Origin of the sequence: Novosphingobium indicum, assembly GCF_014645195.1 — a bacterium.
Lineage (GTDB): Bacteria > Pseudomonadota > Alphaproteobacteria > Sphingomonadales > Sphingomonadaceae > Novosphingobium > Novosphingobium indicum.
The window spans coordinates 71,073-96,017 of the sequence record NZ_BMLK01000018.1 but is presented as its reverse complement, the minus strand read 5'-3'; the positions used below and the strand labels follow the sequence as shown (position 1 = coordinate 96,017).

At 64.2% G+C, this 24,945-nt stretch carries 22 protein-coding genes and 2 pseudogenes; 13 read left to right on the top strand and 11 right to left on the bottom strand.

The window, feature by feature from the left end; genetic code table 11:
* Positions 1 to 101 precede the first annotated feature (101 nt).
* On the bottom strand, positions 102 to 1,676 hold the full coding sequence (locus tag IEX64_RS17655; protein ID WP_188821660.1) for a recombinase family protein: 1,575 nt from the start codon (positions 1,674 to 1,676) through the stop codon (positions 102 to 104).
* A 32-nt stretch (positions 1,677 to 1,708) separates the two neighbouring features.
* Here IEX64_RS17655 and IEX64_RS17650 point away from each other — a divergent pair.
* A pseudogene (locus IEX64_RS17650) lies at positions 1,709 to 2,590 on the top strand (YifB family Mg chelatase-like AAA ATPase); the annotation flags it as partial.
* A 125-nt stretch (positions 2,591 to 2,715) separates the two neighbouring features.
* On the top strand, positions 2,716 to 4,794 hold the full coding sequence (locus IEX64_RS17645) for a TonB-dependent receptor (protein WP_188821658.1): 2,079 nt from the start codon (positions 2,716 to 2,718) through the stop codon (positions 4,792 to 4,794).
* Positions 4,795 to 5,191: 397 nt separating this feature from the next.
* Here IEX64_RS17645 and IEX64_RS17640 read toward each other — a convergent pair whose 3' ends face one another.
* The 3 genes from IEX64_RS17640 to IEX64_RS17630 are packed head-to-tail and all read right to left on the bottom strand — an operon-like array spanning position 5,192 to position 7,697.
* The gene (locus tag IEX64_RS17640) at positions 5,192 to 6,265 is read right to left on the bottom strand and encodes an LLM class flavin-dependent oxidoreductase (protein WP_188821656.1); all 1,074 of its coding nucleotides are present in this window, start codon (positions 6,263 to 6,265) and stop codon (positions 5,192 to 5,194) included.
* A gap of 47 nt (positions 6,266 to 6,312) precedes the next feature.
* Positions 6,313 to 7,092 carry an esterase/lipase family protein gene (locus tag IEX64_RS17635; RefSeq protein ID WP_188821654.1) on the bottom strand — a complete coding sequence of 260 codons (780 nt, stop codon included), beginning with the start codon at positions 7,090 to 7,092 and terminating at the stop codon, positions 6,313 to 6,315.
* 11 nt (positions 7,093 to 7,103) lie between these two features.
* On the bottom strand, positions 7,104 to 7,697 hold the full coding sequence (locus IEX64_RS17630) for a DUF3617 domain-containing protein (protein WP_229710533.1): 594 nt from the start codon (positions 7,695 to 7,697) through the stop codon (positions 7,104 to 7,106).
* Positions 7,698 to 7,828: 131 nt separating this feature from the next.
* Here IEX64_RS17630 and uvrB point away from each other — a divergent pair, with 131 nt between their 5' ends.
* The 8 genes and pseudogenes from uvrB to IEX64_RS17590 all read left to right on the top strand — a co-directional run bounded on the left by uvrB (position 7,829) and on the right by IEX64_RS17590 (position 16,047).
* Positions 7,829 to 10,015, top strand: coding sequence for an excinuclease ABC subunit UvrB (uvrB, locus tag IEX64_RS17625; protein ID WP_188821653.1), 2,187 nt, complete (start codon positions 7,829 to 7,831; stop codon positions 10,013 to 10,015).
* 45 nt (positions 10,016 to 10,060) lie between these two features.
* Positions 10,061 to 10,513, top strand: a complete 453-nt coding sequence (locus IEX64_RS17620; RefSeq protein ID WP_188821651.1) for a DUF2924 domain-containing protein — start codon at positions 10,061 to 10,063, stop codon at positions 10,511 to 10,513.
* Complete coding sequence (locus IEX64_RS17615) at positions 10,510 to 10,800, top strand: type II toxin-antitoxin system RelE/ParE family toxin (RefSeq protein ID WP_188821649.1); 291 nt, start codon at positions 10,510 to 10,512, stop codon at positions 10,798 to 10,800. Before IEX64_RS17620 ends, IEX64_RS17615 begins: the two co-directional genes overlap by 4 nt.
* The gene (locus tag IEX64_RS17610; protein ID WP_188821647.1) at positions 10,772 to 11,092 is read left to right on the top strand and encodes a HigA family addiction module antitoxin; all 321 of its coding nucleotides are present in this window, start codon (positions 10,772 to 10,774) and stop codon (positions 11,090 to 11,092) included. The genes IEX64_RS17615 and IEX64_RS17610 overlap by 29 nt, the downstream gene beginning before the upstream one ends.
* An 8-nt stretch (positions 11,093 to 11,100) precedes the next feature.
* Positions 11,101 to 11,385 carry an addiction module antidote protein gene (locus IEX64_RS17605; protein ID WP_188821645.1) on the top strand — a complete coding sequence of 95 codons (285 nt, stop codon included), beginning with the start codon at positions 11,101 to 11,103 and terminating at the stop codon, positions 11,383 to 11,385.
* Positions 11,386 to 11,574: 189 nt separating this feature from the next.
* Positions 11,575 to 14,001, top strand: a complete 2,427-nt coding sequence (locus IEX64_RS17600) for a hypothetical protein (RefSeq protein ID WP_188821643.1) — start codon at positions 11,575 to 11,577, stop codon at positions 13,999 to 14,001.
* A gap of 115 nt (positions 14,002 to 14,116) precedes the next feature.
* A pseudogene (locus IEX64_RS17595) lies at positions 14,117 to 14,443 on the top strand (acetyl-CoA hydrolase/transferase C-terminal domain-containing protein); the annotation flags it as partial.
* Positions 14,444 to 14,550: 107 nt separating this feature from the next.
* Positions 14,551 to 16,047 (top strand): S10 family peptidase, encoded by a 1,497-nt coding sequence (locus IEX64_RS17590; RefSeq protein ID WP_188821639.1) that lies wholly within the window; start codon positions 14,551 to 14,553, stop codon positions 16,045 to 16,047.
* Positions 16,048 to 16,139: 92 nt separating this feature from the next.
* On the opposite strand, the gene IEX64_RS17585 is transcribed toward IEX64_RS17590, so the two are convergent.
* The 6 genes from IEX64_RS17585 to tsaD form a co-directional block, all read right to left on the bottom strand.
* Positions 16,140 to 16,802, bottom strand: a complete 663-nt coding sequence (locus tag IEX64_RS17585; RefSeq protein ID WP_188821687.1) for a helix-hairpin-helix domain-containing protein — start codon at positions 16,800 to 16,802, stop codon at positions 16,140 to 16,142.
* 126 nt (positions 16,803 to 16,928) lie between these two features.
* Positions 16,929 to 17,654, bottom strand: a complete 726-nt coding sequence (locus IEX64_RS17580) for an OmpA family protein (RefSeq protein WP_188821637.1) — start codon at positions 17,652 to 17,654, stop codon at positions 16,929 to 16,931.
* A gap of 20 nt (positions 17,655 to 17,674) precedes the next feature.
* Positions 17,675 to 17,968, bottom strand: a complete 294-nt coding sequence (locus IEX64_RS17575) for a YfbK domain-containing protein (RefSeq protein ID WP_229710531.1) — start codon at positions 17,966 to 17,968, stop codon at positions 17,675 to 17,677.
* Between the two features lie 59 nt (positions 17,969 to 18,027).
* A complete protein-coding gene (locus tag IEX64_RS17570) occupies positions 18,028 to 19,569 on the bottom strand; it encodes a lipopolysaccharide biosynthesis protein (RefSeq protein ID WP_229710536.1) in 1,542 nt (513 codons plus the stop codon).
* Positions 19,570 to 19,589: 20 nt separating this feature from the next.
* Positions 19,590 to 20,585, bottom strand: coding sequence for an NAD(P)H-dependent glycerol-3-phosphate dehydrogenase (locus IEX64_RS17565; RefSeq protein WP_188821634.1), 996 nt, complete (start codon positions 20,583 to 20,585; stop codon positions 19,590 to 19,592).
* Positions 20,582 to 21,661 (bottom strand): tRNA (adenosine(37)-N6)-threonylcarbamoyltransferase complex transferase subunit TsaD, encoded by a 1,080-nt coding sequence (gene tsaD / locus IEX64_RS17560; RefSeq protein WP_188821632.1) that lies wholly within the window; start codon positions 21,659 to 21,661, stop codon positions 20,582 to 20,584. The genes IEX64_RS17565 and tsaD overlap by 4 nt, the downstream gene beginning before the upstream one ends.
* Before the next feature lie 44 nt (positions 21,662 to 21,705).
* Here tsaD and hemC point away from each other — a divergent pair, with 44 nt between their 5' ends.
* From hemC to IEX64_RS17545, 3 genes are read left to right on the top strand one after another with little or no spacing between them, the layout of a single operon-like run.
* Positions 21,706 to 22,650: a hydroxymethylbilane synthase gene (gene hemC / locus IEX64_RS17555; RefSeq protein ID WP_188821630.1), complete on the top strand. Its 945-nt coding sequence runs from the start codon at positions 21,706 to 21,708 to the stop codon at positions 22,648 to 22,650.
* Position 22,651: 1 nt separating this feature from the next.
* On the top strand, positions 22,652 to 23,368 hold the full coding sequence (locus tag IEX64_RS17550) for a uroporphyrinogen-III synthase (protein WP_308422613.1): 717 nt from the start codon (positions 22,652 to 22,654) through the stop codon (positions 23,366 to 23,368).
* A complete protein-coding gene (locus IEX64_RS17545; RefSeq protein WP_188821628.1) occupies positions 23,369 to 24,313 on the top strand; it encodes an MICOS complex subunit MIC60 in 945 nt (314 codons plus the stop codon).
* 279 nt (positions 24,314 to 24,592) lie between these two features.
* Here IEX64_RS17545 and IEX64_RS17540 read toward each other — a convergent pair whose 3' ends face one another.
* On the bottom strand, positions 24,593 to 24,754 hold the full coding sequence (locus IEX64_RS17540; RefSeq protein ID WP_188821625.1) for a YqaE/Pmp3 family membrane protein: 162 nt from the start codon (positions 24,752 to 24,754) through the stop codon (positions 24,593 to 24,595).
* Positions 24,755 to 24,945: the final 191 nt, after the last annotated feature.

Genomic DNA, 24,945 nt, shown 5'->3' with positions numbered 1-24,945 from the left:
TTCGGCGACAGGTTCACGGTCTGATGAACAAAAACGACCTCGCGCACAAAATTACTGACAGGCCCCTCACTTTCGCACAGGTGTCAGTGTCACCTGACGACCTAGGCCAAATCAAGCGGAAGCGCGTAGGGCAACTCAACGCTCCCCCCATGTAACCACTCGAAATCCAGCACCCCATGCTGGTAGTCCACTGTTACCCGCTTGAAGACCGTGAGCATCGCAGCATTGATGCCCCTCACGTCCAATGGGTCCCCTTCTTGCGGCTCTAGGGTCCCCATCAGTCGCTCTATTCGGCTTTGCACAGTCAAACCCGCCACTTCGGCACGTTGAGCCTCAAGACGACGCAGGGTGTCGCGAGCCTCCTCATACTCCCCCTCTAGCTCTCGCATCATGCGGACTAGCGTTCTCGCCTCGCCTCCCTCTCGTATCGCTCGCTCCACGTTCTCCAACTCACGGACAACGCGCTCTAGCTCTGCCTCAAGATTGACGACCTGCTTATCCAGCTCCGAGCTTCTCTCGCCCGCTGGGGCATCCCAGAGCCTCTCAGGAAGACGCTCAACTATCGCTTCCTCAAGCTGGTCGATGCGCACACTCTTGTAAGTGCATCCAGCCTTGGTCCTAGCGCGGGCACAGACGAGAGAGGGACGGCTACGTGCCCCTTTGTTGACGCGGGACATTGAACCTCCGCACACAGGGCAGGCAGCAAGCCTCGCAAGCATGTGAGAGACAGGCTTAGAGGCGTGCCGTCCTCTCCTGCGGGCCACCTTGCCTTGCTTCATCGCTTGCACGTCTAACCACAGTTCTTCTGAGATCGCTGCGGGGTAGTAACCCTTGATAGGGTCCTGCGGGGTCCTAGTGCGCTTCCCGTCCACGTAGTCCAGCGTGTGAGGGGTCATCGTCCCAATCACCGCGTCATTGGTCAGAATTTTTGCGATGTAGGAGCGGTGCCAATAGGCCCCTCGCCCCCACGGCTCTACACCCTCAGCGTTTAGGCGAGACGCAATTTGATGCTGTCCTAGGCCGCTTAGCGTCTCCTGAAAGATGCGCTCCACGATAAACGCACGCTCAGGGATCAACTCGACCTTCTCACGACCGCTACTCAACCTGAGCCACGCAGGGATAATGCCGGTGAGAGGGACATTGCTCTCAACTGCTTTCCTCCGCTTGTCGCTCCACGCCTCCTTGAGACGGCGGGCCTTCGTCGCGCTTTCTTCGTGGGCGCGAGAGAGAATGAACAAAGACACGATGAGCGAAACCGACCCCATCGGTCCCTTCAGGGCCTCTCGGCTGTACTCCATTTCATCCAGAAGCGTGACGATGGTTACGCCACTGCGGATAATGTCGAGGAATAGCCAAAGCGCTTCGTCGATCTCCTGACGACTGAGGCGGTCCAAGCTCTCGATTAGGAGGATACTTCCTGACGGGACTTCACTGGAACGGACATGCTCTAGGAAGGCCCCAAGAGTGCCCTCTACGGCGTTGCGCCCTCTGAACGCTGACACGCCCATGTCGTGCAGCTTCAGTGTCTTATCGAGTTCCCAACCACGTTTGGCAGCGTAGGCTTCCGCAAGGGCTAACTGGCGACGGAACGTGTCTCCCTGCATCTGCTCAGGGGTGCTACAGCGAAGGTAGCTGTACGCCTTAACCGGGATAGTCTCGCTAGTTTCCAATGACATGAGGCCCTGTCTCCACTTGGGGTCCTAATGTCAATAACCTGCTGATGGTCGGGCCGCCCGGCGCCGGCAAATCGCTACTCGCCTCGTGCCTACCCGGTATTCTCCCCGAACTGACCCCCGCCGAAGCGCTGGAAGTCTCGATGGTCTCCTCGGTTGCGGGCATGCTGGAAAACGGCCGCATCAGCCGTGCCCGGCCCTACCGCGCTCCGCACCATTCGGCCTCGATCGCTGCACTGACCGGAGGCGGCCTGCGCGTGCGTCCGGGCGAGGTCTCGATGGCGCACCTCGGGGTGCTGTTTCTAGACGAGCTGCCCGAATTCCAGCGGCAGGCGCTGGATTCCTTGCGCCAACCGCTCGAGACCGGCGAAGTGACGGTGGCGAGGGCCAACGCTCATGTGACTTATCCTGCACGCGTCCAGCTGATAGCCGCAATGAACCCTTGCCGTTGCGGGCATCTGGGCGATCCGGCGCTGGCCTGCTCGCGCGCACCCAAGTGTGCCGCCGACTACCAGAGCAAGGTCTCCGGTCCGCTGCTCGACCGCATAGACCTGCACGTCGAAGTCGATCCGGTCCGCGCCGCCGATCTCGCCCTGCCCCCGCCTGCCGACGGGAGCAAAGAGGTCGCCGCCCGCGTGGCCCGAGCGCGCCAGATCCAGACCGCGCGGCTGGACGGCACGCCGCTGCGCACCAACGCCGATCTCGACGGCGACCTGCTGGAACAGCACGCCACCCCGGACGAGGCTGGCCGGACGCTCCTGCTGCAAGCTGCCGAAGCCATGCGCCTGTCCGCGCGGGGCTACACCCGTATCCTGCGTGTAGCCCGGACCATCGCCGACCTTGCCGGTGCCAGGGACATCGGCCGCATCCATGTCGCCGAGGCGCTGAGCTATCGCCGGCAAGCCCCAAGGGCTTGAAGGCCGCCCTCTGACCCGCACCGCCACGGCACATCAATGTTGCTGCAATATTACATTGTTGCAACGCATTCGCAGTAGCGTTAGCAGCCACGCCGAATCGCGGGAAAACATGAGAGGGTGGTGCTATGAGAACTTCGCTGTTGGTGTCGGCTGCGATCCTGACTTTGCCCGGAGCAGCATGGGCAGATGAGGCTGGAGGCGACAGCGAGCCGTCAATCCTCGTCATCGGCGAATCCGAGGGGTACCTCACCATAGATTCAGCGACCGCTACCAAGACCGACACGCCGCTGCTCGACGTGCCGCAGACCATCAATGCCGTGACCCGCGAGCAGATCGACGATCAGGCGCATCGCAGCCTCGCAGACGTGCTGCGTTACGTTCCCGGTGTGACTATCGGCCAGGGCGAAGGCAACCGCGACCAGATCACGCTGCGCGGTCAGAATACCACGGCCGACTTCTTCCTCGATGGCGTGCGCGACGACGTCCAGTACTTCCGCAACCTCTACAACATCGAGCGGGTGGAGGTATTGAAGGGCCCCTATGCGCTCATCTTCGGGCGCGGCGGCGGTGGCGGCATCATCAACCGCGTCCAGAAGGCCCCCTCTTCGGACCGGGTCTTCGCGGGCGCCGAAGCCGGCATCAATACTTTCGGGGCATGGACGGTTTCTGCCGATTTCAACACGCCGATCGCGGATGGCGCCGCTTTCCGCATCAACGCCTTCTACGAAGAACTGAACAACCACCGCGATTACTTCGACGGTAAGCGCTACGCGGTGAATCCCTACCTCGCGTTCGAATTCGCGCCGGGGTGGAAGGCCGGGCTCTCGTATGAGTATGTCTACGACGACCGGGTAACGGACCGCGGCATCCCGTCGCTCGCCTGCACCCAGCCCTGCACACCAGGCCCGCTGCCGGGCCATCGCGATACGTTCTTCGGCGTGCCCGGCGTCAACCGCACCGGTCTGGAAGCCCACATCGTCAAGGCGCGCCTGGACGGCGAGCTGACCGAGAATCTAAGGTGGACCAGCACCGTTCTCTACGGCGACTACGACAAGTACTACACCAACGTTTACGCCACCGGCGCGGCCACGGCAGTCGATGGCACGGTGCCTCTGGCGGGCTACACCGATCCGACAACGCGCCAGAACTTCATCGCGCAGAGCAACCTCATAGCCGACATCGATGTCGGCGGCTTTGCGAACACGATCCTTCTGGGCATCGAATACGGCGATCAGGATTCCACAAACCAGCGCCGCAATGCCGTAATTTCCGACAGCACGCTGGACCTGGCGAACATCGCCTATCCTTCGGTGACTTTCCCGGCATTCACCCGCAATCGTGCTTCGGACGTGTCCTTCGTCGCGGTCTATGCGCAGGACCAGATCAGCTTCGGCGATCACGTCGACCTCATCGTGGGGCTGCGCTATGATCGGTTCAAGATTGCGGGCGTCGACATTCAGGACGGCAACCGCAGCTTTGGACGCACCGACGAAAAGTGGTCACCGCGCGTCGGTCTGGTCGTGAAGCCGCAGGAGAACATCTCCATCTACGGCAGTTACAGCCAGTCCTTCCTGCCGCGGTCGGGCGATCAGTTCCTGACGCTTTCGACCAGCCAGCAGGATCTCGCGCCGGAGAAGTTCACCAACTACGAGTTGGGCGCGAAGTGGAACATCCATCCCGATTTCAGCCTCACGGCGGCCCTGTTCCAGCTCGATCGAACCAATGCCACCACACCCGACCCGGTCGATCCGGCCATGAGCATCGTCGCCGGCAAGACCCGTACCCGGGGGCTGGAACTGGCGGTGTCCGGACAAGTGCTGCCCGGTTGGCAGGTGAGCGGCGGCTATACCTATCAGGACGCCAAGCTGCGCGGGAACGATTTCGTCCGGCTCGGCCAGGTTCCAGAGCATCAGTTCGCGCTGTGGAATCGCTATGATTTCAACCCGTCGGTGGGTCTCGGCGTAGGCGTGGTGCACCAGTCCAGCCAATTCGCGGCCAACCGCACCTCGGCCTCGGTCACGCGTCTGCCCTCGTTCACCCGCATCGATGCAGCCCTGTTCTATACGGTGAACGATACCGTGGAACTGCAGCTCAACGTCGAGAACGCCCTCGACGAGACCTATTTCTCCGACGCGCACAACAACAACAATATTACCCCCGGCGCACCGATCAACGCGCGCTTCACCGCCCGCGTAAAGTACTGACGGCCTCTCATCGGACCGCAGGGCACTGTGCCCGCGGTCCGATGCGACGGTGTTCGGGTTGCACAGTTCGAGCCAAGACCGCATCGGCAATTCCGATTCCAGTCCATGCCGCGCATCAACGCTCCGGCTTAGGTCAGGATCGACAAGTCCTTCGTGCAGGATGTCGGGACGACCGCTATGCGATTGTCCCGACATCCCCGGCCTTGCCCATGGGCTGGGTATTGCGGTGCCCGCCTAAGGCGTCGAAACCGCCGTCCAGCTCAACATACTGCAATCGATCGGCTGCACCGAGTTGCGGGGCTTTCTGTTCTCCAAGCCCCTCGATTCACAGGATACCGCCAACTTCCTCAACAAAGCCTCGAAACCGACGCGCGCCGCCCGACCGAAGGGCTGAAGCCTATCCCGCCTTCAGCGCCGGCAACACGTCCTTCGCGAACAGCCCTGCCGCATCACCCCAATCGGCAGGATAAAAGCCCGGACCTACCGCCACGATCCTTTCGAGGCCGAGCGCCAGCAGGTCGCGCAGGCGTTCGAAGCATTGTTCGGGCGCGCCGACGACGGCGAACCGTTTGACGAAGTCTGGCGACAGCGCGCCGCCGACGATGCGCTCCTTCGAGGCCACGTTGCCGTGTTCGGTCATGTCGTAGCCCTTCCGGATCTTGCCGAGGTTCTCGCTTGCGGCGGCATCGGCGGGGCCAACCTGTCCCTGCATCGTCTGGAAGCGGGCGAGCGGCGGGGCCATGTGCATGGCGACTTCCATCGCGGTTTCCTCGTCCGGGTGGCAGACGATCACGATCTGCGCGCCATAGGAAATGCCAGTCTCGTCCAGCCCCGCCTCGGCCCGGGCCGCGCGGGCGACATCGAGCGCCCATTGCATGCGTTCCGGCTCGGCACCGACGCTGAAGGTCACGCGCTCGGCCACCGGAGCCGACATGGCGATGACCTTGGGGCCGGTTACTGCGATATCGAGCGGCACCTTGGGCAAGCCTTCCGGCAGCCACTTGAGACGCACACCTTCGGGCCGGTTACCCATCGACATCCCGTGGATCGACGGGGCATCGCCGGCCGATCCGAAGTCCTCGAACGGCACCTCACCGCCCGAAAGCAGCACCTGCAAGTGACCGATGGCCTGTTCGAACCGCTTCAGGCTCACCGGTGCATGGCCGAGGTAGGCCAGCGCGGAATCGCCGCGCCCGATGCCGAGAACGGCGCGTCCGCCGCTGATCGCCTGGATCGTCGCTGCTGCGCCTGCCGTCACCGCCAGGTTTCGGGTGAGCGGATTGGTGACGCCGGTCGACATCCTGATCCGCTCGGTAGAACAGGCCCAGACGCCCATCTGCGCGTAGGGATCCGCCGAAAGGCACTGCGAATCCATGAACATCTGCCCGTCCCAGCCTTCGGCCTCGATGGCACGCGCCAGTTCGGGGGTTGCGCCTGTGTTCGAGCCGCCGGCCCGCCAGATTTCCAGCATGTGTTCTCTCCCTTGCCGCCCAGTTTGCGCGGCAAAGCGGGAGAAAATCAATCCTCGATGTCGAGCTGGCGCAGCACTTCGGAAATGACCGAGGCCCCACTTGCAAAGTCGAGGTGCGTGCAGCGCAGCGCGATCGCGCGGTCGCGTTCACCCGGCCAGCCACAGGCCGCACGCGGGGCGACGACACCGTCGCGCGGACTCCACAGGGCGATGGTGGGCACTGGCGGCTTTTCGGCGAAGTCGCATTCGATCGGCGGCTTGTCGACCGCGTGGCCGGTAACGACCTGATAGGCCCGCCAGGCATTGTTGGCGCGCATGTCACCCGAAAACGGCGAGCCCATGGTGATCACTTTGGCCACCATCTGCGGTTCGCGCCGGGCGATCTCGCGCGCGAACAGGCCGCCCAGGCTCCAGCCTATGAGCGCGACGGGCGCCTTGTGCTCGCGCGCGATCGAGGCAACGCGGCGCATCAGGAACGAAAAGTTGTGCTGGCTGGGGCCGAAGTTGAAGCCCAGCCCCCACTCGTGGGGCTCGTGCCCGGCGGCTTTCAGCGCATCCGCCATCGGCTTCATCCGCTTGGGATGCGCGCCGAACCCGGGCAGGAGCATGACGGGCATAGGATGAAGCGCCGGCTGCACCTGCGGCTCCTTCCGTCGCCCCCGGTACAGCGAGCGCAATTCACCGAGCAGAAGCTGCAGCGGCGGCTTGGATACGCCTTCCGGGTGCGGTTCGCGCACGAATGCGGCGCGGCGGGCTATTGCCTCGCGCAAGGACCCCGCCTGCTGCCGCACTGTGCCTTCCACGTCCTGTTCCTGCCTTTCGTTCATCTAGCCCCGTATCATGAGGCGCATTCGCCGGTACGTTCCGATGTCATGTGCATTTTCATGGTCATATTGGCCATGGGGCCCTGGCCGCCCTTCATGTTCATGCCCACCATGATGTCCGAGCTGGTCTCGGTGACAGTCCCGTTCATCGACATCGTCGCCTGCCCGGAATCGGGCGTTGCGCAGGTCATTTCGGCGTCGAGCTTGCCGCCGGTAACATTGAACCGGTTGAACTGGCACTCCTCGCCCTTGCCGACGTTCTCGAACATGTCCTTGAAGCTGTTTTCCGCATCCTCGTCGGTAATGCAGATGGTGTGGGTTTCCACCTTGGCGGTCATGGTCTTCATCTGCTCAGCCGCTTCGGGCGGCAGGCCGGGAATCTGCATGTCGACCATTTCGACGGTCTGCTTGTAGGCACCGGGCTGGGGCTTGATCAGCTTGTCCGCCTCGCGCTTGACGTCTTCGACGGACTTTTCCTCGCCGGAAGCCGTGGCGGTATCTTCTGCCGACTCCTTGGAGCCGCAGCCCGCCAGCGGCAGCATCATGGCCGCCAGACCGATGCCGATTGCCCCCTTGCGCATCATGTCCGTCATCGAAACCCTCTTCATCTTGCATTCCCTTTCGCCAGGCAACGTCCCCCCAGCAGCCGGGAGAGCTATCATCGCCCCTGCCGGGTGCCAATGGCTCATCGCCCAACAACGCATTGCGGCGGACCGGTGCATACCCCATATGTTCCGCCATGGCCGAACTGATCATCCGCCGCGGGCTGGAAGAGCCGGACACCTCCGGCAGCTTCGTCCCGCACAAACCCCAGCGTCCCGAAAAGTCCCTGCCGGGCAAGAAGTTCCGGATCGTCTCGGACTACGAACCCGCCGGCGACCAGCCCACCGCGATCGCCGAACTGGTGCAATCCGCAAGGGATGACGAGAAGACGCAGGTTCTGCTGGGCGTCACCGGCTCGGGCAAGACCTTCACCATGGCAAAGGTGATCGAGGAACTGCAGCGCCCCGCACTGATCCTCGCGCCCAACAAGATCCTCGCCGCGCAGCTCTATGCCGAGTTCAGGGACTTCTTCCCGGACAACGCGGTGGAGTACTTCGTCTCCTACTACGACTACTACCAGCCCGAGGCCTATGTGCCCCGGTCGGACACCTACATCGAGAAGGAAAGCTCGGTGAACGAGGCGATCGACCGCATGCGCCACTCGGCCACGCGCGCTTTGCTGGAGCGCGACGACGTGATCATCGTCGCCTCGGTCTCGTGCCTCTACGGTATCGGCTCGGTCGAGACCTATTCGGCGATGATCTTCGACCTTGAGGCGGGCAAGGAGCAGGACCAGCGGGAGATCATCCGCAAGCTCGTCGCCCTGCAGTACAAGCGCAACGACGCCGCCTTTTCGCGCGGCACCTTCCGCGTGCGGGGGGACAACCTCGAAATCTTCCCCAGCCACTACGAGGACATGGCCTGGCGGATCAGCTTCTTCGGCGACGAGATCGAGGAAATCGCCGAGTTCGATCCGCTCACCGGCAAGAAGGGCTCCACGCTGGAGAAAGTGCGCGTCTATGCGAACTCGCACTACGTCACACCCGGCCCGACGATGAAGCAGGCCGCCGAGGCGATCCGCTTCGAATTGCAGGAACGCCTCAAGGAACTGGAGAGCGAAGGCCGCCTGCTCGAAGCCCAGCGGCTCGAACAGCGCACCAATTTCGACCTCGAAATGATCGCCGCCACCGGATCGTGCGCCGGGATCGAGAACTACAGCCGCTTCCTCACCGGCCGCCTGCCGGGCGAGCCGCCGCCGACGCTGTTCGAATACCTGCCCGACAATGCGCTGCTCTTCGTCGACGAGAGCCACCAGACGGTGCCGCAGATCGGCGCGATGTCGAAAGGCGACCACCGCCGCAAGATCACGCTGGCCGAATACGGCTTCCGCCTGCCTAGCTGCATCGACAACCGCCCGCTGCGTTTCAACGAGTGGGACGCGATGCGCCCGCAGACATTCGCCGTGTCCGCGACGCCCGGGAGCTGGGAAATGGAGCAGACCGGCGGCGTCTTTGCCGAACAGGTGATCCGCCCGACCGGGCTGATCGACCCGCCGGTGGAAATCCGTCCGGTCGAGGACCAGGTGCAGGACTGCATCAACGAGTGCAAGGAGGTCGCCGCCAAGGGCTACCGTACGCTCGTCACCACCCTCACCAAGCGCATGGCCGAGGACCTCACCGAGTTCATGCACGAGGCGGGCGTGCGGGTGCGCTACATGCACTCCGACGTCGAGACGCTGGAGCGCATCGAACTGATCCGCGACTTGCGCATGGGCGTTTACGACGTGCTGGTGGGCATCAACCTGCTGCGCGAGGGGCTCGACATTCCCGAATGCGGGCTCGTTTGCATTCTCGATGCCGACAAGGAAGGTTTCCTGCGTAGCGAGACCTCGTTGATCCAGACCATCGGGCGCGCCGCGCGCAACGTCGATGGCCGCGTGATCCTCTATGCCGACCGCATGACCGGCTCGATGGAACGCGCCATCGCCGAAACCGACCGCCGCCGCGAAAAGCAGCAGGCCTTCAACGAAGAACACGGCATCACCCCGCAGACGATCAAGCGCCGCATCGCCGACATCGTCGCCGACACCGCCAGCAGGGACGGCGTAGTCGTCGACCTCGAGGACGACGAACGCAACAACCTCGTAGGCCACAACCTGCGCGCCTACGTCGAGGAATTGGAAGGCCGGATGCGCGCGGCCGCGGCCGATCTGGAGTTTGAGGAAGCCGGCCGTCTGCGAGACGAGATCCGAAGGCTGGAGGCTACCGAGCTGGGCTTGCCGGAAAGCGAACACAAGGCACCGAAGGTAGGGCGCTCAAACGAGGGCAAGCCGGGGACGCGCAAGACGCGGTACGGGAAGACGCAGCGGAAGTGGGGGCGGTGAAATAGGAATTGACTCAAGTTACTATTAGCGACTAATAGTAGACGTATGCAGATTGAGGTCAGCCTTCCGGTTTACAAAGCCCTTACGGAGATGCTCCGTCACGAAGACGATTCTTACGACGCCCTTCTTAGAGACATACTCGAAATCGACTCTCCCCAAGAACCGGAGCTGCCGCGTAAAAAAAATGCACTATTAGATGCGATTGAGCATTCATTGGGCCCTGACTTGGCAAACTACCGAAGGGCAGTTAGCGGTCCAGGGTTCGTATCGCGGTCGCTATATCTTCCTGACGGCACGTCACTACGGGCCCGCTACAAGGGCCGCCAATACATCGCCAAGATTGATGGTGAAAAGTGGGTCGACCACCTAGGTAATGAACAATCCAGTCCGTCAGCTGCAGCCCACGAAATAACAGGCACGAACGTCAACGGCCTCCGTTTTTGGGAGGCGCAATTTCCCGATCATTCTGCCTGGGTGCGGCTGGACCGATTGAAATGATCCGCTCCTTCGCCAACACCAGCACTCAAACGGAGCGCATCTGGAACGGCGTAAGGAGCAAACACGTCCCTGCGGCGCTCGGAAGCCGTCCGCTCGACAAGCTCAAAATGCTGAACCGGGCGAAGACACTCGACGACTTGCGCAATCCTCCCGGCAATCGCCTGCACAAACTCAAGAACGACCGCGCCGGACAGCATTCCATTTCCATTAATGACCAATGGCGTATATGTTTCCGCTGGAAGGACGGAAATGCATACGATGTCGAAATCATCGACTACCACGACTGATTCCGACTGGCTCGACAACCACCACGCCGGCGAAATGCTGGCGCTGGAGTTCATGGAGCCGCTCGGTTTGACCGCAGCGACGCTAGCGGAAGCGCTGGCGATTGCGCCTGCGCGCCTAGAAGGTGTGATAGCGGGACACATTCGCATGGATGCCGATCTCGATCTGCGCCTCGCACGCTATTTCCGCATGTCCGAAGGGTTCTTCCTCGGGCTCCAGGACGATTACGAACTGCTGGAAGCCAAGCGTGCTCTGAATGGAGATCTGGAACGGATCGTGCCGCGTGCCGCATAGACGCTCCGATGGAGACAAGACCGTTTGACCCCGCCAATTACCTCGATACCGAGGAGGACATCCTCTATTATCTAGAGGCCGCCATGGAAGGGAACGACGCCGGCCATATTGCCAGCGCGCTCGGAGACGTAGCCCGCTCAAAGGGCATGAGCGAAATCGCCCGCAAATCCGGACTGGGCCGCCAGGCGCTTTACAATGCGCTTTCGGAAAACGGGAATCCCACGCTCGAAACGTTGACGGCGGTACTCGATGCTCTGGGCTTGCGGCTGACGGTTCAAAAGACGGCGGCGTAAACAAGCCGAAATCCCCGCTATTCCAAGCCCGCTTTTTGCCCTGCACCGGCCACACCCGCATGCTTAATTTGCGGTTATTTGTCCTTCCGCAAAATTCCCGTAACTTTGTGTGGTAAAGTCCGCTCGTCCTGTCGTGAAGAGGGGTGCGCGTCAGCGCCGGCTCGTGCGCGGTCATTGAGGGAGAGGGCCATGGTGAAAGGGAAGATCGGTTTCGTTGCCGTGCTGGGCGGCGTTTCGGGATTGGCGGTCTTGGCAGGGACCGCGCATGCGCAGCTGCGCGTCCTGAAACCAACGGCGCAGCTCGAACTCAAGGCGACCGAGGTCACCCCGCCTGTCCCCCCCAAGGCCGATGCGCCGCCGAGTGCCGTCGTGATCAAGGCCGGACCGACGAGCCAGACGCTGCGCACGCTTGCGGTCAAGCGGCGCTACGATGACGCGACGTTGAAGCGGCAACCCGTCATCGCGCTCGGAACGGGCAAAGCGGATCTGCGACCGGTCCTGACCAATCCGGCCTCGCTCACCAGCCTCGGCACGCGCCTGCGCAGACAGCCGGCGCAAGTGCAGGTCGGCACCGACACCCTGGAAGCCATGGAGGTCGACAGCGGCCTGATCGTCCGGCAGTTCCTCACCTACAGCATCAAGCCGGGCGCCTGCTCGGCGCCGACGCGCCGCCGCGTGCTGGAGCAGGCGGGCGTCGGCTGCTTCACGCAGACCACTGAAAGCGCCCGCAAGGCAGCCTTCGCCGACCCGCAGGACCCGCGTTACGTAGCCAATCCCAGTCGCCGCGCGCAGGCCGAAGCCGCGGCTGCCAAGGAGGCGGCAGCCGAACAGGCCGACTTTGCCGAGGGTATCGCCACGTTTCGAGCGATGATGGCCGATCCGGCCAAGCGTGCCGACGTGGTCAGGCAAGTCGGCGCAGCCGAGGCGAACCGCCTCAGCGCGCTCACCGACGCGCAGCTCGAAGGCGAACTGATCAACACCGCCGATGTGCAGATCGAGGACGTCATGTTTCTCCCGGCTCGCGACAAGCTGGAGATGCGGCCGAAACCGGTGACCAAGCCGAAACTGAACATCCCGGCTCCGCAGATACCTGAAAAAGTCGATGCCGAACGCACGCTGGCTCCGCATATCCTGCTCACCGGCTTCACGCTCGGGCGCGAGAACGAATGGCGCCGCCGCGTCTCGATCACGGTCAAGACCTGTCTGGTGAGCTGCAAGAAGACCTACTACGTCGAGGTCTATGCGGGCTTCGGCTATGGCTTCGGCCTGCGCTTCCCGATCAGTGTCAGCGGGCTCTACGCCTACCATCGCGTCGGCGACACCGAGTCCGCCAGCATCGCCCCGGTCTTCCAGCCGGTCGACGGCAGCCCGCGAGACTACGAGGATACGGGCCTTGCAGGCGATCAGGTCTTCAAGGGGCGCGAACTGGTGGCCGAGCTGACCGCCTATGCCGGGCTCAACTACAAGGTGCCGTTCCACAGCGACGGCGTACGAAACAGCGTGGGCAAGGATCTGACTGAAGGCCTGCCCGCGCCCTTCACCAACGGCCAGTTCCAGCCCCCTGCCCCGGGGCCCGGCGGCGAGCTTAACAAGGACGTGGTATTCGACGATCCGGACCTGCTGGGCGGCCTTGCCAACTTCGGTGTGGTCGGCGCCAAGGTCTTGCCAGCGCTACAGGTAGGGCTGACCTCCGACCGGCTGGAATTGCAGCTCAAGGACAACATCTCCGGCAAGGTCACGCGCATGTCCAGTTCGGGCCGAACCTACCCGCTCGAGGTCAACTCCCAGGACCACTCAAGCAGCTTCTCGATCGGGCACCCGGAATATTCGCTCGCCTTCAAGATGACGCCCGGCCTGAATGCCCGGCTTTTCGTCGATGTCGCGGTCTGGTCCCACACCTGGGACTGGCCGGTCTGGTTCCCGCAAGTCGCTGTCACGCTGCCGCCCGACGGCGTGACCTTCACCTGCCACGAGAAGACCGTCTGCGCGCGCGAATACCGCTATTCGCCGACGGTCAGCCAGGACAGCGCGGGCGCACAGCAGCCCCCCTCCGACCCCATGGAAAAGGAAGTGTTCGACTGGCGCAACGCCTTCATCAAGAAGTACTACGACCAGTGCGCCTACCTGCGGCTCAATTTCTGCGGCGTGGCAATCAAGGGCGTGGCGGAAATGACCGGCAACCGCATCCTCAATGAAATGCGCGCTGAGCCGACATATCCCTCGCTGAAGACGGCACAGATCATGATCCGCAATGCGATCGAGGCGGACAAGAAGGGCAAGGCGATCGTGCTCGAAAGCAAGGTCGCGGCGATCGACATCTACGGCAAGGACCTGTTCAAGACCTACGAACCGATCTGGGGCCACGACTGCGCCGATGAACTCTGCCGCACCCGCATCCACGCGCTGGGCGATGCCTATGTGAAGGCGCTGATGGCGCGGCAGGAGGTACACCCGGCTTACGAGCGCAACCAGGTCGTCTTCGAGGAGAACACGCAGGGCAACTGGGCCGGCAGGGCCCGGCAGGAGGTGCAGGCCTCTCGCCAACGCGCCCAAGCCCTGCAGCCCAGGCGAAAGACCATGGTGATTCCGAAGAAGGAAGTGCGCCCCATGCGCTGACGGGTTTTCGCCCTCCGGGAGCAACCACAGAATGCGACGGGCCGGGTAGGCCAATCCGCTGCCCGGCCCATCGTACTTGCATGAAGCGCAACATTTAAAGCGCACATTTCACTATCATATCCCGATCCTCATGACGCCCTCCACCGCGAAGAACGGCGCCATTTCGGCCATTGTGCCGCAGGCGAGCCACGTTGATCACATCAACCACGACGTGCAGGTGATCGTTACCGAGCAAGGCCTTGCCGATCTGCGCGGGCTCAGCCCCAAGGAGCGCGCCAGGGTAATCATCGCCAATTGCGCGCACCCCGACTACCGGCCGCTGCTGGAGGACTACTTCGCGCGGGCGCAGACGCAGTCCTATGGGCTGCAGTCGCCCTCCATCCTCGGCGAGGCGCTGTCCTGGCACCAGCGTTTCGTCGAGACCGGCACGATGATGCCCTGACACGGCAACAGCGGCAAGGACCTCATCGCCCTTGCCGCCGCGCGTCGGCACGCTAAGCTGGCGTTCTTCGCCCCCAAGAACACCACGCAATCAAGGTGCGACATTTCATGCGCTTTCTGACCCTTGCCTGCTCGGCGCTGCTGCTCGCCGCGTCCGGCTCCGCCACTCTGGCTGCCGACAAGGCCGACGATGCCAAGGCCGCCGAGACAACCGACGATCATCTGGAGCCGTTTCCGGCACCCAAGTCGATCCAGCAGTCGGCAGTGATCGCCGGCAGGACCGTGAAGTACACCGCTACGGTCGGCTCGATCCCGGTCAAGGATGACAAGGGCAAGGTGATCGGTGAAGTGGTCTATACCGCGTACACCGTTCCCGGCGCGCCGACTTCGCGGCCGGTGACCTTCGCCTTCAACGGCGGTCCGGGTGCAGCGTCGGTCTATCTCAACCTCGGTGCGATCGGCCCCAAGAAGGTGGCCTTCGGCGCGCAAGGCGACGCGCCGAGCGACCCGGCGGTACTGCGCGACAATGCCAATTCGTGGCTCGACTTCACCGATCTCGTCTTCATCGATCCCATCGGCACGGGCTTCTCGCGCACGCGCGAGGACGAGGAGAAGACCAAGAAGGATTTCTACGAAGCCGATGCCGACATCCACTACCTCAGCCGCGTGGTCTACGACTGGCTCGTCGAGCACGACCAGCTGACCAGCCGCAAGTACCTCGTTGGCGAAAGCTACGGCGGCTACCGTGTCCCGCGCCTCGCCTACTACATGCAGACGCAGATGGGCCTGGGCATATCGGGCATGACGCTCGTTTCGCCCTACCTCGATCCGCCCGCCATCGGCGAGGACGACGCGCTTTCACCGCTGCCGTGGATCCTCAACCTGCCCTCGATGGCCGCTGGCCACTTCGAGCGGCAAGGCAAGCACCTCGACGCCGCCGCCATGGGTCCGGTCGAGACCTATGTGCGCACGCAGTTCGTGCAGGACTTCCTCGCCGGTCCAGGCGACAAGGCCGCCACCGACCGCCTTTCGGCCAAGGTCGCGGAGTTTACCGGGCTCGATCCCGCGCTGGTGCGCCGCATGAACGGGCGCGTCGACATCTCGACCTACCTGCGTGAAATCCGCCGCGATCAGGGCCTGGTAGGCTCGGTCTACGATTCCAACTTCACCGCCTACGATCCCTTCCCCGCCAGCGCGACGCCGCAATACAGCGATCCGCTGCTGACCACGCTGATCGCACCGACGACCTCGGCCATGGTCGACTTCGTGACCCGGCAGGTCGGCTGGAAAGTGAGCGCGCGCTACAATGCGCTGGCCTACGACGTGAACAGCGCCTGGAAGCGCGACGGCACCGACAGCCCCGTCACCGACCTGCGCAAGGCGATCGCCACCGATCCCAAGATGGTCGTCGACATCGTGCACGGCTGGGACGACCTCTCGTGCCCCTACTACGCCTCGAGCCTGATCCTGCGCCAGATGCCCGACTTCGCCCGCGCCGGTCGGCTGAAGCTGCACATGTATCCCGGGGGGCACATGTTCTACTCGCGGGCAGACAGCGGTGCAGCCATGCGGCGCGATGTGATCGGAAGCTATACCGGGGGCTGAGCGCTGGAGCCTCGGGCAGGCAGCGGCCAGTTCCTTAGAATATCAACGTCATCCCAGCCTGCGCTGGGATGACTAAGACGGGCTTGGCCCTCTCAAAGCTTCCCGAACTTGGCCTCGTAGGCCCCGGTATCGCCGCCTGCGAGCAGCTTGGCCTGTTCCACCCAGTTGTCGCGGCGCGGGCGGCCGGCAAAGGCGCCGAGCTTTCCGTCGAGTTCGTCGAGATCGGCTTCGGTCCATGCCGCGATCTGTTCGTAGCGGGTGATACCGAGCGAGGTCAGCAGCGTCTGCATCTTGGGGCCGAGGCCCTTGATCTTGCGCAGGTCGTCGGGATCTCCCGCCGGTGCTGGAGCAGTGGGTTCGGCGGTTGCCGAGGTTGCCGGCGGCGCGGCCTCCGGCGCTGGGGCAGGAGCCGGTTGCTCGATTTCCGGAGCAGGCTTCTCCTGCGTTTCCGGCTTTACCTCGGGCTTGAGGTTGTCGATCTCTTCCTGCGCGGCCACGGCGATCACCTCACCGATCCCGGCCATCGTGCCGGCCATCGCCGGGGGATCGATATGCGGCGGTATGTCGAACTGCGAAGCCGGTGGTGCATCGTCTATCAATGCCTGGTTGCGCTGCGCGGGAGCGGCGCCTTCGTCGAGCACGTCGGGACGGCGGTCGCGTACAGGTGGTTTGGCACTGTGGACGAACAGCCAGTATGCGACGACGATGCCGATCAGCAGCGCGGCGATGAAGATCAGCCAGTTGGCTTCGATCATTTGCAGCACAAATCTATCCCTTCCGGTTCCACAGCAGCCAGCCGGCGGCAAAACCGATCCCGTAGGTCAGCAGCACCGAAACAGCCATTTCAAGCCATAGCGGCAAGGCGGTGTCCTTTCATAGCGTTATCCCGGTCCCGGCGTGTCGATCGGCGTCGGTTTGATCGGCGCCGGCGAAATGACCGAGAATTCGATACGGCGGTTGGCCGGGTCCAGCGGGTCGAGTCCGGCTACCGGCTGCTTAGAGCCGACACCGGCCGCGCGCAGCCCATCGGCGGGAATGCCCCGACCGATCAGCGCCCAGCGCACGGCATCGGCCCGCGCCTTCGAAAGCGCGAGATTTGCCCTGGCGTTACCGCCGGCATCGGTATGGCCGATCACCGCGATGATACTGCCCACGCAGGGCCGCAGCGAGCGCGCGACTTCATCGAGCAGCTTCTCACTCGCCGGATCGATCCGCGCGCTTGCTTCGCTGAAACGGATGGTACGCGTCTCGAGGATGCGCTCGACGTCATCCTGACAATGCAGCGTCGCTACACGCCCGCTTTCACTTTCGCGCGCCCAGGTAATTCCGCCAATGCCGGGAACATTGGCAATCCGGGCCGCGACCCGGGTGCGGGTCGCGTTGTCGAGCCTCTTGCCGCCCGACAGGATCGGATGGCGGGTAAGCCAGCCGTACCGATCCTCGAACGCGACCTTCACGCCCTTGCCACCGGCCTCCCCACCCGCGGCCACGGCCTTCTGCTTCAGTCCGGCGATGAAGGCCGGTCCGTGCAGGTTGGTCGCCGCGAAGGACAGGACCAGGCACAGGCCGGCACCGGCGGCGGCAATGGAGGCTCGGCGTGGGTTCATGCGCCGAGCCTAGATTTATCTTACGCCGCTGTCAGCCTCCCTTGAGCGAATCTGCCATATCGACGAGCTTGAGGAACTCCTGCCGCCAGTAATTCGGTCTGCTTGCCGGCGAGGGATTCGATCTGAACCGCCGAATAGCCGTTCATCAGCGCATCGCCGCGCAGCGTCTGGCCGAAGGCGGCAACGGCGGTGGCGAAAGCGAAGTCTCCGAACGGCGCCCCCGCATTGGCCAGCAACTTCGCCGACAGCGGCCGCTCGATCAGCTTGGACGTGCTGACGCCCGGCAACTTGTAGCGCAGCTTGATGAAGGCCATTTCCTTGGCGGCGGCATCGCGACTGAACGTTTCGTTTCAGGGATGAATTGAACACATGGTTATATTTGATCGACTGGAAGTGGTTCTGCCGTTTTTGTTTTCTGGAACAGCTTGCGGTCTTCGGGGCCGAATGCCTTCTTCCAGATTACCCACATATACGCGCCGAGAATGGCAGGTATGCCGAAGGCAAGTTCCGCCCATTCGGGCAGGAACTGCGTGGCGAGGTAGCCGATGACGACAGCCGGCGCCGCCGCCCAGATCAGGGCCCAGCGCCAGTTGTTGATCCGCTCGCCGAGAATGCGCGCCAACATCCGCGATTTGACGATCGAGGCCAGACCCAGCGCAATCATCAGCGCCGCAGCCGCCGTGGCTGCCTGATAGAGCGAATTGTAACCGAGGTGCTGCATCAGCTTGATACCGACCACGGTCAGCACGGCCTGCAAGCCGATAGTCGAGACCGAAACGATGAGGTTTTTGAACCGCGCGACGTAGATCAGCGCCGCCTCACTGACGACCGCCGTCGCGGCCACGACCTCTGCGGCAAGCAGGATCGCCAGCGACCCGGTACCGCCCACGAACTCACGCCCGACCAGCCCCATCACGCCCTCGCCCGGAATGCCGAGCGCCAGGGCAATGCCCGCCTGCGCGGCAGTGATCCAGAAACCCACCTGGCAGACCTGCCGGGCAATCGCGCCGTAGTCCTTCTTCTTCAGGTTCCGGGTAATGACCGGGCCCAGCACCGGCTCGAAGCTGGTCTTGAGCTTCTGCGGCAGGCTCGCGACCTGCTGCGCGGCGTAATAGACACCGACTGCCGAAGGCGGCGCCAGAAAGCCGAGCAGGAAGATGTCGACGCGCCGTGTCCCCCATTCGATGGCATCGGCCAGCGCAATCGGCATCGAGCGCGCGGCCAGCCGGTGCATCTCGCCGGGCTTGAGGCGCCAACCTCTTGGCAATCCGTATTCGCGGAAGAAGGGAATAAACGCGGTGAGCGCAGCGGCGAAGATCGAGGCGATATAGGCCAACGTCAGGCCGTTTGCAGGTGCGATCCAGATCATCGCCCCGGCCATGATCGATATCGTCCACGGCTCGACTATGGCGCGCGACCAGACCGTCGGGCTGATGCGCAGGCGATAGGCGAGCGCGGCAAGCCAGATCTCGGTGAGCGTCAGCGGCGGAATGGCGAGCACGATGAGCCGGTCGATCTCGGAATACTTGCCGCCGGGAAACATTGGTTCGGGCACGAGGTAGAAGAACAGCGCCGCGGAGCACGAGGCAATCAGCGCGAGAATGGTGCCGTCGGCAATCACGTTGGCCGGATGAACCTGCCCCTCGGTATCCGACAGGCGCTGCGCGAGGCCGCGCTTCTCACCCATGGTGCACAGCATCGAGGTCAGCTCGATTACCACCAGCGCCGACGCGAAGCGGCCAAGCGCCGCAGGGCCATAGGCCTCGGCCCGACCGGCGATGAACAGGAACGGGATGCGCGCGGCAAGACGCAGGAAGAACCCGAAAAAATTCGTGCGGCCGCCCTTGGCCAGCGCGGCGATATCGTCGTGCTCGTGCGAAGGAGGCGCAGCGCCGGAAGTGTCGGACGGCGGCACGCCGCGCTCTGTCGGGTCGCTCAAAGAGCGGGCTCCTGCTCAGCCTTCAGTGGTCGCGAAAGCAGGTCGGTCACCACGGCGCCCGCGGGCGCCTTGCCATCGAGCAGGCGGCACACGGCATCTACGATCGGCATCTGGATGCCATCGCGCCGGGCCAGCTCGGCAAGAACCGGCGCGGTCGCCGCGCCCTCGGCCACGCTGTTCTTGTCCGACAGGGCATCGGCAGCAGAGAGGCCCTGCCCCAGCGAGAGCCCAAGCGAGAAGTTGCGGCTAGAGGTCGACGAGCAGGTGAGCACCAGATCACCCAGCCCGCACAGGCCGGACAGAGTCTCGGCCCGCGCCCCGCGCGCCAGACCGAAGCGCAGCATCTCGGCGAAGCCGCGCGCGATCAGCGCGGCTCGGGCGTTCTGCCCGAGATTGAGCCCCTCGACCACGCCGCAGGCAATGGCGAGCACGTTCTTGACCGCACCGCCGATCTCGGCCCCGATCACATCGTCTGAATAGTACGGACGCAGCCCCGGGCGCGATATCGTCGGCGCCAGCCGCTCCCACTGCGCTTCGCCGCCCGAACAGGCCAGCGTGACCGCCGTCGGCAGCCCGGCCGCCACTTCGTGCGCGAAGGTCGGGCCGGAAAGCACAGCGAGGTTCGCGCCGGGCGCGGCCTGCTCGGCGACATCGGACATCAGCCGTCCGGTCCCGGCCTCGATCCCCTTGGCACAGAGCACGAGATCGCGCTCGCCCTCCGGCAGATCGGCAATCACCGACGCCAGGAACTGCGCAGGCACCACGGCCAGAAGCGCCGGCACATCGGCGAAGTCCTTGAGGTCCGACGTCGCGCGCACGGTCTCGGCCAGCGCCGCGCTCGGCAGGTAAAGCCCGTTGCGGTGCTCGCTGTTGATCTGCTCGACCAGCTCCGGCTCGCGGGCCCAGAGCAGCACGTCACTGCCGTCGCCCGCCAGCGACTGCGCCAGTGCCGTTCCCCAGGCACCGGCTCCGATCACGCCTACCTTGCTCATGCCTTCACTCCTGCGCCCCGTACGGCCTCGGCATCCGGGTCGAGCGGCCAGCGCGGCCGCGCCGCCACGTCGAGCGGATCGGACTGTCCCTGCTCCAGCCGCTCCAGCCCGGCCCATGCGATCATTGCCGCGTTGTCCGTACACAGCCCCAATGGCGGAGCGATGAACGGCAGGTCGTGATCCGCGGCAAGTTTCTCCAGTGCAGTGCGGATCGCGGTATTGGCCGCGACCCCGCCCGCAACCACCAGCGCATTGAGCGGTCCGACCCCGGACAACGCGCGCTTCATGCGGTCGAGCAAGCAGGCAATCGCCGACTGCTGGAAGGACGCAGCAATGTCGGCATCGCTATAGGCCGGTTCGATCACGCTGCCCGCCACGCATCCCTGCACCGGCATCGGCATGGACTGCTTGGCGCGCAGCACCGCGCTCTTCAGCCCCGCGAACGAGAAGTGCGGCTCCGCGCTGCCTACCAGCGGGCGAGGCAGCGGGATCTTCTTGGGATCGCCCTGCAACGCCAGCCGTTCGAGCGCGGGCCCGCCGGGATAGCCGAGCCCCAGCACCTTGGCCGACTTGTCGAAGGCTTCGCCCAGCGCATCGTCGATCGTCGTGGCGAGGCGCCGGAACTTGCCCACGCCCTCGACCAACAGGATCTGGCAATGCCCGCCCGAAACCAGCAGCAGCAGGTAAGGGTATTCGAGACTTTCATCGGCCAGTCGCGGCGAGAGCGCGTGACCTTCGAGATGGTTGATCGCGATCAGCGGCTTGTCCGAGGCCATCGCCAGCGCCTTGGCCGTCACCAGACCGACCATCACGCCGCCGATCAGACCGGGGCCCGCCGTCGCCGCAATCGCATCGACCTGATCGAGCGTCATGCCGGCATCGGCCAGCGTGGCCGCGATCATCGGCGCCAGCCGCTCGGCATGGGCGCGCGCGGCGATCTCGGGAACGACGCCGCCATAGGGGCGGTGCACGTCGTCCTGCGAGGCGATGCGCTGGGCGAGAATGACGCGTTCGCTGGTCACAAGCGCGGCGGCCGTCTCGTCGCACGACGATTCTATGCCGAGAACTATCCTCATCCCGGCTTTCCCTGAACGACATTGACGGGTAGCACAAGCCGCCCATGGATACGCAACATACTCAGAACCAGACTTTCCGCCTCGGCACCCGCCGCTCGCCTCTCGCCATGGCGCAGGCGGAGGAAACGCGCGACCGACTGGCCAGGGCGCATGAAATCGATCCGGCGCATATAGAGATCGTGGCCGTCACCGCCAGCGGCGATCGCATCCAGGACCGACCATTGGCGGAAATCGGCGGCAAGGCGCTGTGGACCAAGGAACTCGACGCCTGGCTCGATGCGGGCGAGATCGATTTCGCCGTCCACTCGGCCAAGGACGTGGAAACCCTGCGCCCGGACCGCTTCGCCATCGCCGCCGTGCTCGAACGCGCGGACGTGCGCGATGTGCTGATCGGCGCCGAAAGCATTGCCGCGCTGCCTTCCGGCGCGGTGGTCGGAACCAGCGCGCCGCGCCGCGCCGCTCAGCTCTTGCACGCCCGGCCGGACTGCAAGGTCGTGACCTTCCGCGGCAATGTCGCCACGCGCCTTGCAAAGCTGGCAGCGGGTGAAGCCGACGCAACATTCCTTGCCGCTGCCGGCCTGCAGCGGCTGGGTGAGACAGGTACAGGCCATCCGCTTGACGAGGAGGAATGGCTCCCCGCGCCGGGGCAGGCCGCAATCCTGATCGAATGCCGTTCCGACGACACCCGGACGCGCGACTTTCTTGCACCCGTCGACCATGCGCCCAGCCGCGCCACGGTCATGGCCGAACGTGCGCTGCTGGCCGGGCTTGGCGGAAGCTGCCACAGCCCCATCGCCGTGCTCACGCGCCCCGAAGGCGACGATCTGAAGATGCGCGCGGCGATCTTCAGCCCCGACGGTGCCGAGCGTATCGCCGGGGAAGCCCGGTTCGCCGCACACGACCTCACGGTTCCCACGCAGCTCGCCAAGGACATGCTGGACCGCGCACCCGAAGCCATCACCGTGCATTTCGAGGGCGCCGGCGGCTGACGTGACGCTGCCCGTGCTCGTCCTGCGGCCCGAACCGGGCGCCACCGCGACGGCCGCCAAGGCGCGGGCGACAGGGCTGGACGCAAGGGCTTTCCCGCTGTTCGAAGTCCGGGCGCTGCCATGGAACACCTTACCGCGCGAGGACGTCGATGCACTCTTGCTCGGCAGCGCCAATGCCTTGCGCCACGGCGGCGAGGCGCTGAACCTCTATCGCGGCCTCCCCGCCTATGCCGTGGGAGAGAAGACCGCGCAGGCCGCCCGCGACACCGGGCTCGACGTCGTGGAAACCGGCAAGGGCGGTCTGCAACCAATGCTCGGCCTGCTGCACCCCGGGCACCGCAGGCTGCTGCGTCTTGCTGGCCGCGAAAGGATCGTGCTGGAAATCCCGGAAGGCGTCACCGTCACGACACGCGAGGTTTATTCCAGCGAACCGCTGCCGCTCCCCGCTGAACTCGCTGCCATACTGGCGGCTCCGGCCCTGATCCTGCTCCATTCGGGCGAGGCGGCAGCGCACTTTGCCGCGCTTTGCGACGCCGCCGGAATCGCGCGCGACAGGTTGCAATTGGCAGCTATCGGCCCTCGCGTCGCAGCACGCGCAGGCACCGGCTGGCACACACTCAAAAGCGCCCCGGAACCCAGTGATGCCGCATTGCTGGCCTTGGCGGCCCAGATGTGCGAAGAGACCGCATCGGGATCACAACTGCCAGAACAAGGCTAAATGCAGGACATCTCTTCCACCGCATCATCATCGACCGGTCGTCCGCGTTCGCGCAGCATCACGGTTTTCGCTGTTCTTATCGCTTTCATCCTCGGTGCCGCGCTGGTCGCCTGGGCCAGTGCGAACGGCTATCTGTCGACCCTGCTGCCCACGCCAGACGCCGAGCAGACCTCTGCTGCCGCGCTCGACGGACCGGTGGAAGACCCGTTGACGCCGCCGACGACTGCAGAGAAGTCCACACCGAAAACGCCCGCCGAGCAGATGTCCGCAATCGGATCGGTGGAAGGCAGGCTGGCCCTACTGGAAGACCGCATTTCCCGGCTCGACTTCCAGACCGATGCCGCATCGGGCAACGCCGCGCGGGCCGAAGGCCTGCTGATCGCATTCGCCGCCCGGCGCATGATCGACCGCGGCGAGCCGCTCAGCTACGTCGCTGACCAGCTCAAGCTGCGCTTCATGAATGCCCAGCCGCGCGCGGTGGAAACGATCATCGCCTTCAGCAAGAAGCCGGTGACCATCGACGAACTTTCCGCGCGTCTCGAAGCCCTCTCGCCCGAACTCACCGGCAAGGGCGACAAAAGCACACTCAGCCTCTGGGACCGGGCCCGCGGCGAAATCGGCTCGATGTTCACCGTGCGGCGCGATTCCTCCGCATTGGTATCGCCCACGGCCCGGCTCGACCGCGCCAAAGTCATGCTCACGGCGCGGCGGATCGACAATGCCATCAAGGAAGTCGAGCGCGTCCCCGGCGCCGATGCCGCCGACACCTGGATCGCCGATGCACGCCGCTACGAACAGGTCCAGCGCGCACTAGACCTGCTCGAGACGACCGCAATGCTCGAACCCCGCCGGCTGAACGACGCCGAAGGCCACAAGGTCGACCAGCCGAGCCCGCTCGCGACACCACCCGCCACGCCGAGCGCCGCAGCGCAGCCGGCGGGCTGATCAGGGACGAACAGGCCCCTCACTTCGTCATTCCCGCGCAGGCGGGAATCCAGTGAACGCAAAGTTTCAATCCCAAGTTGGCAGCAGTGTCAGCCGCTTCATTGCAGTTGTGAGCCGGGCCGAGAATATGGCCTGCAGGTGGAAGACCGCGTCGTGGCATCGTTGGGACTGGATTCCCGCCTTCGCGGGAACGACGAGGATTGGACAAGTCTCTCGTGACGTCGCCACACGCACCAAGACCGGCGAGATATGGCGGCAGAGCAACGCCCACCGGCCTCCTCAACGCATGTAATTGACATATATGCCGTGAAGCAGACCCGGCAGATACAGAATGATCGTAAGGATCAGATTGATCAGGAACGTTTTGCCCAAGCCATGCTTGAGAGCGACGCCCAGCGGCGGCAAAAGAACTGTAGCAACAAGCGTAATCAACGCCTTCATCGGCTTATCTCCTTTGCAAAGCCAACTCGAGGTTGATCAAATTGTTCCGCAGATCCGAAGCTGCGGTGCGATGAGATCGGCTACTTGCGATGTCCGGAATGGCTATTTCGGCGCTGAAATGCCGCTCTTCACCTGAACGATCATCCGCTACCGAGACGTTGGGTCAGCCAACCCGGGCGGCGGCTAAGTCG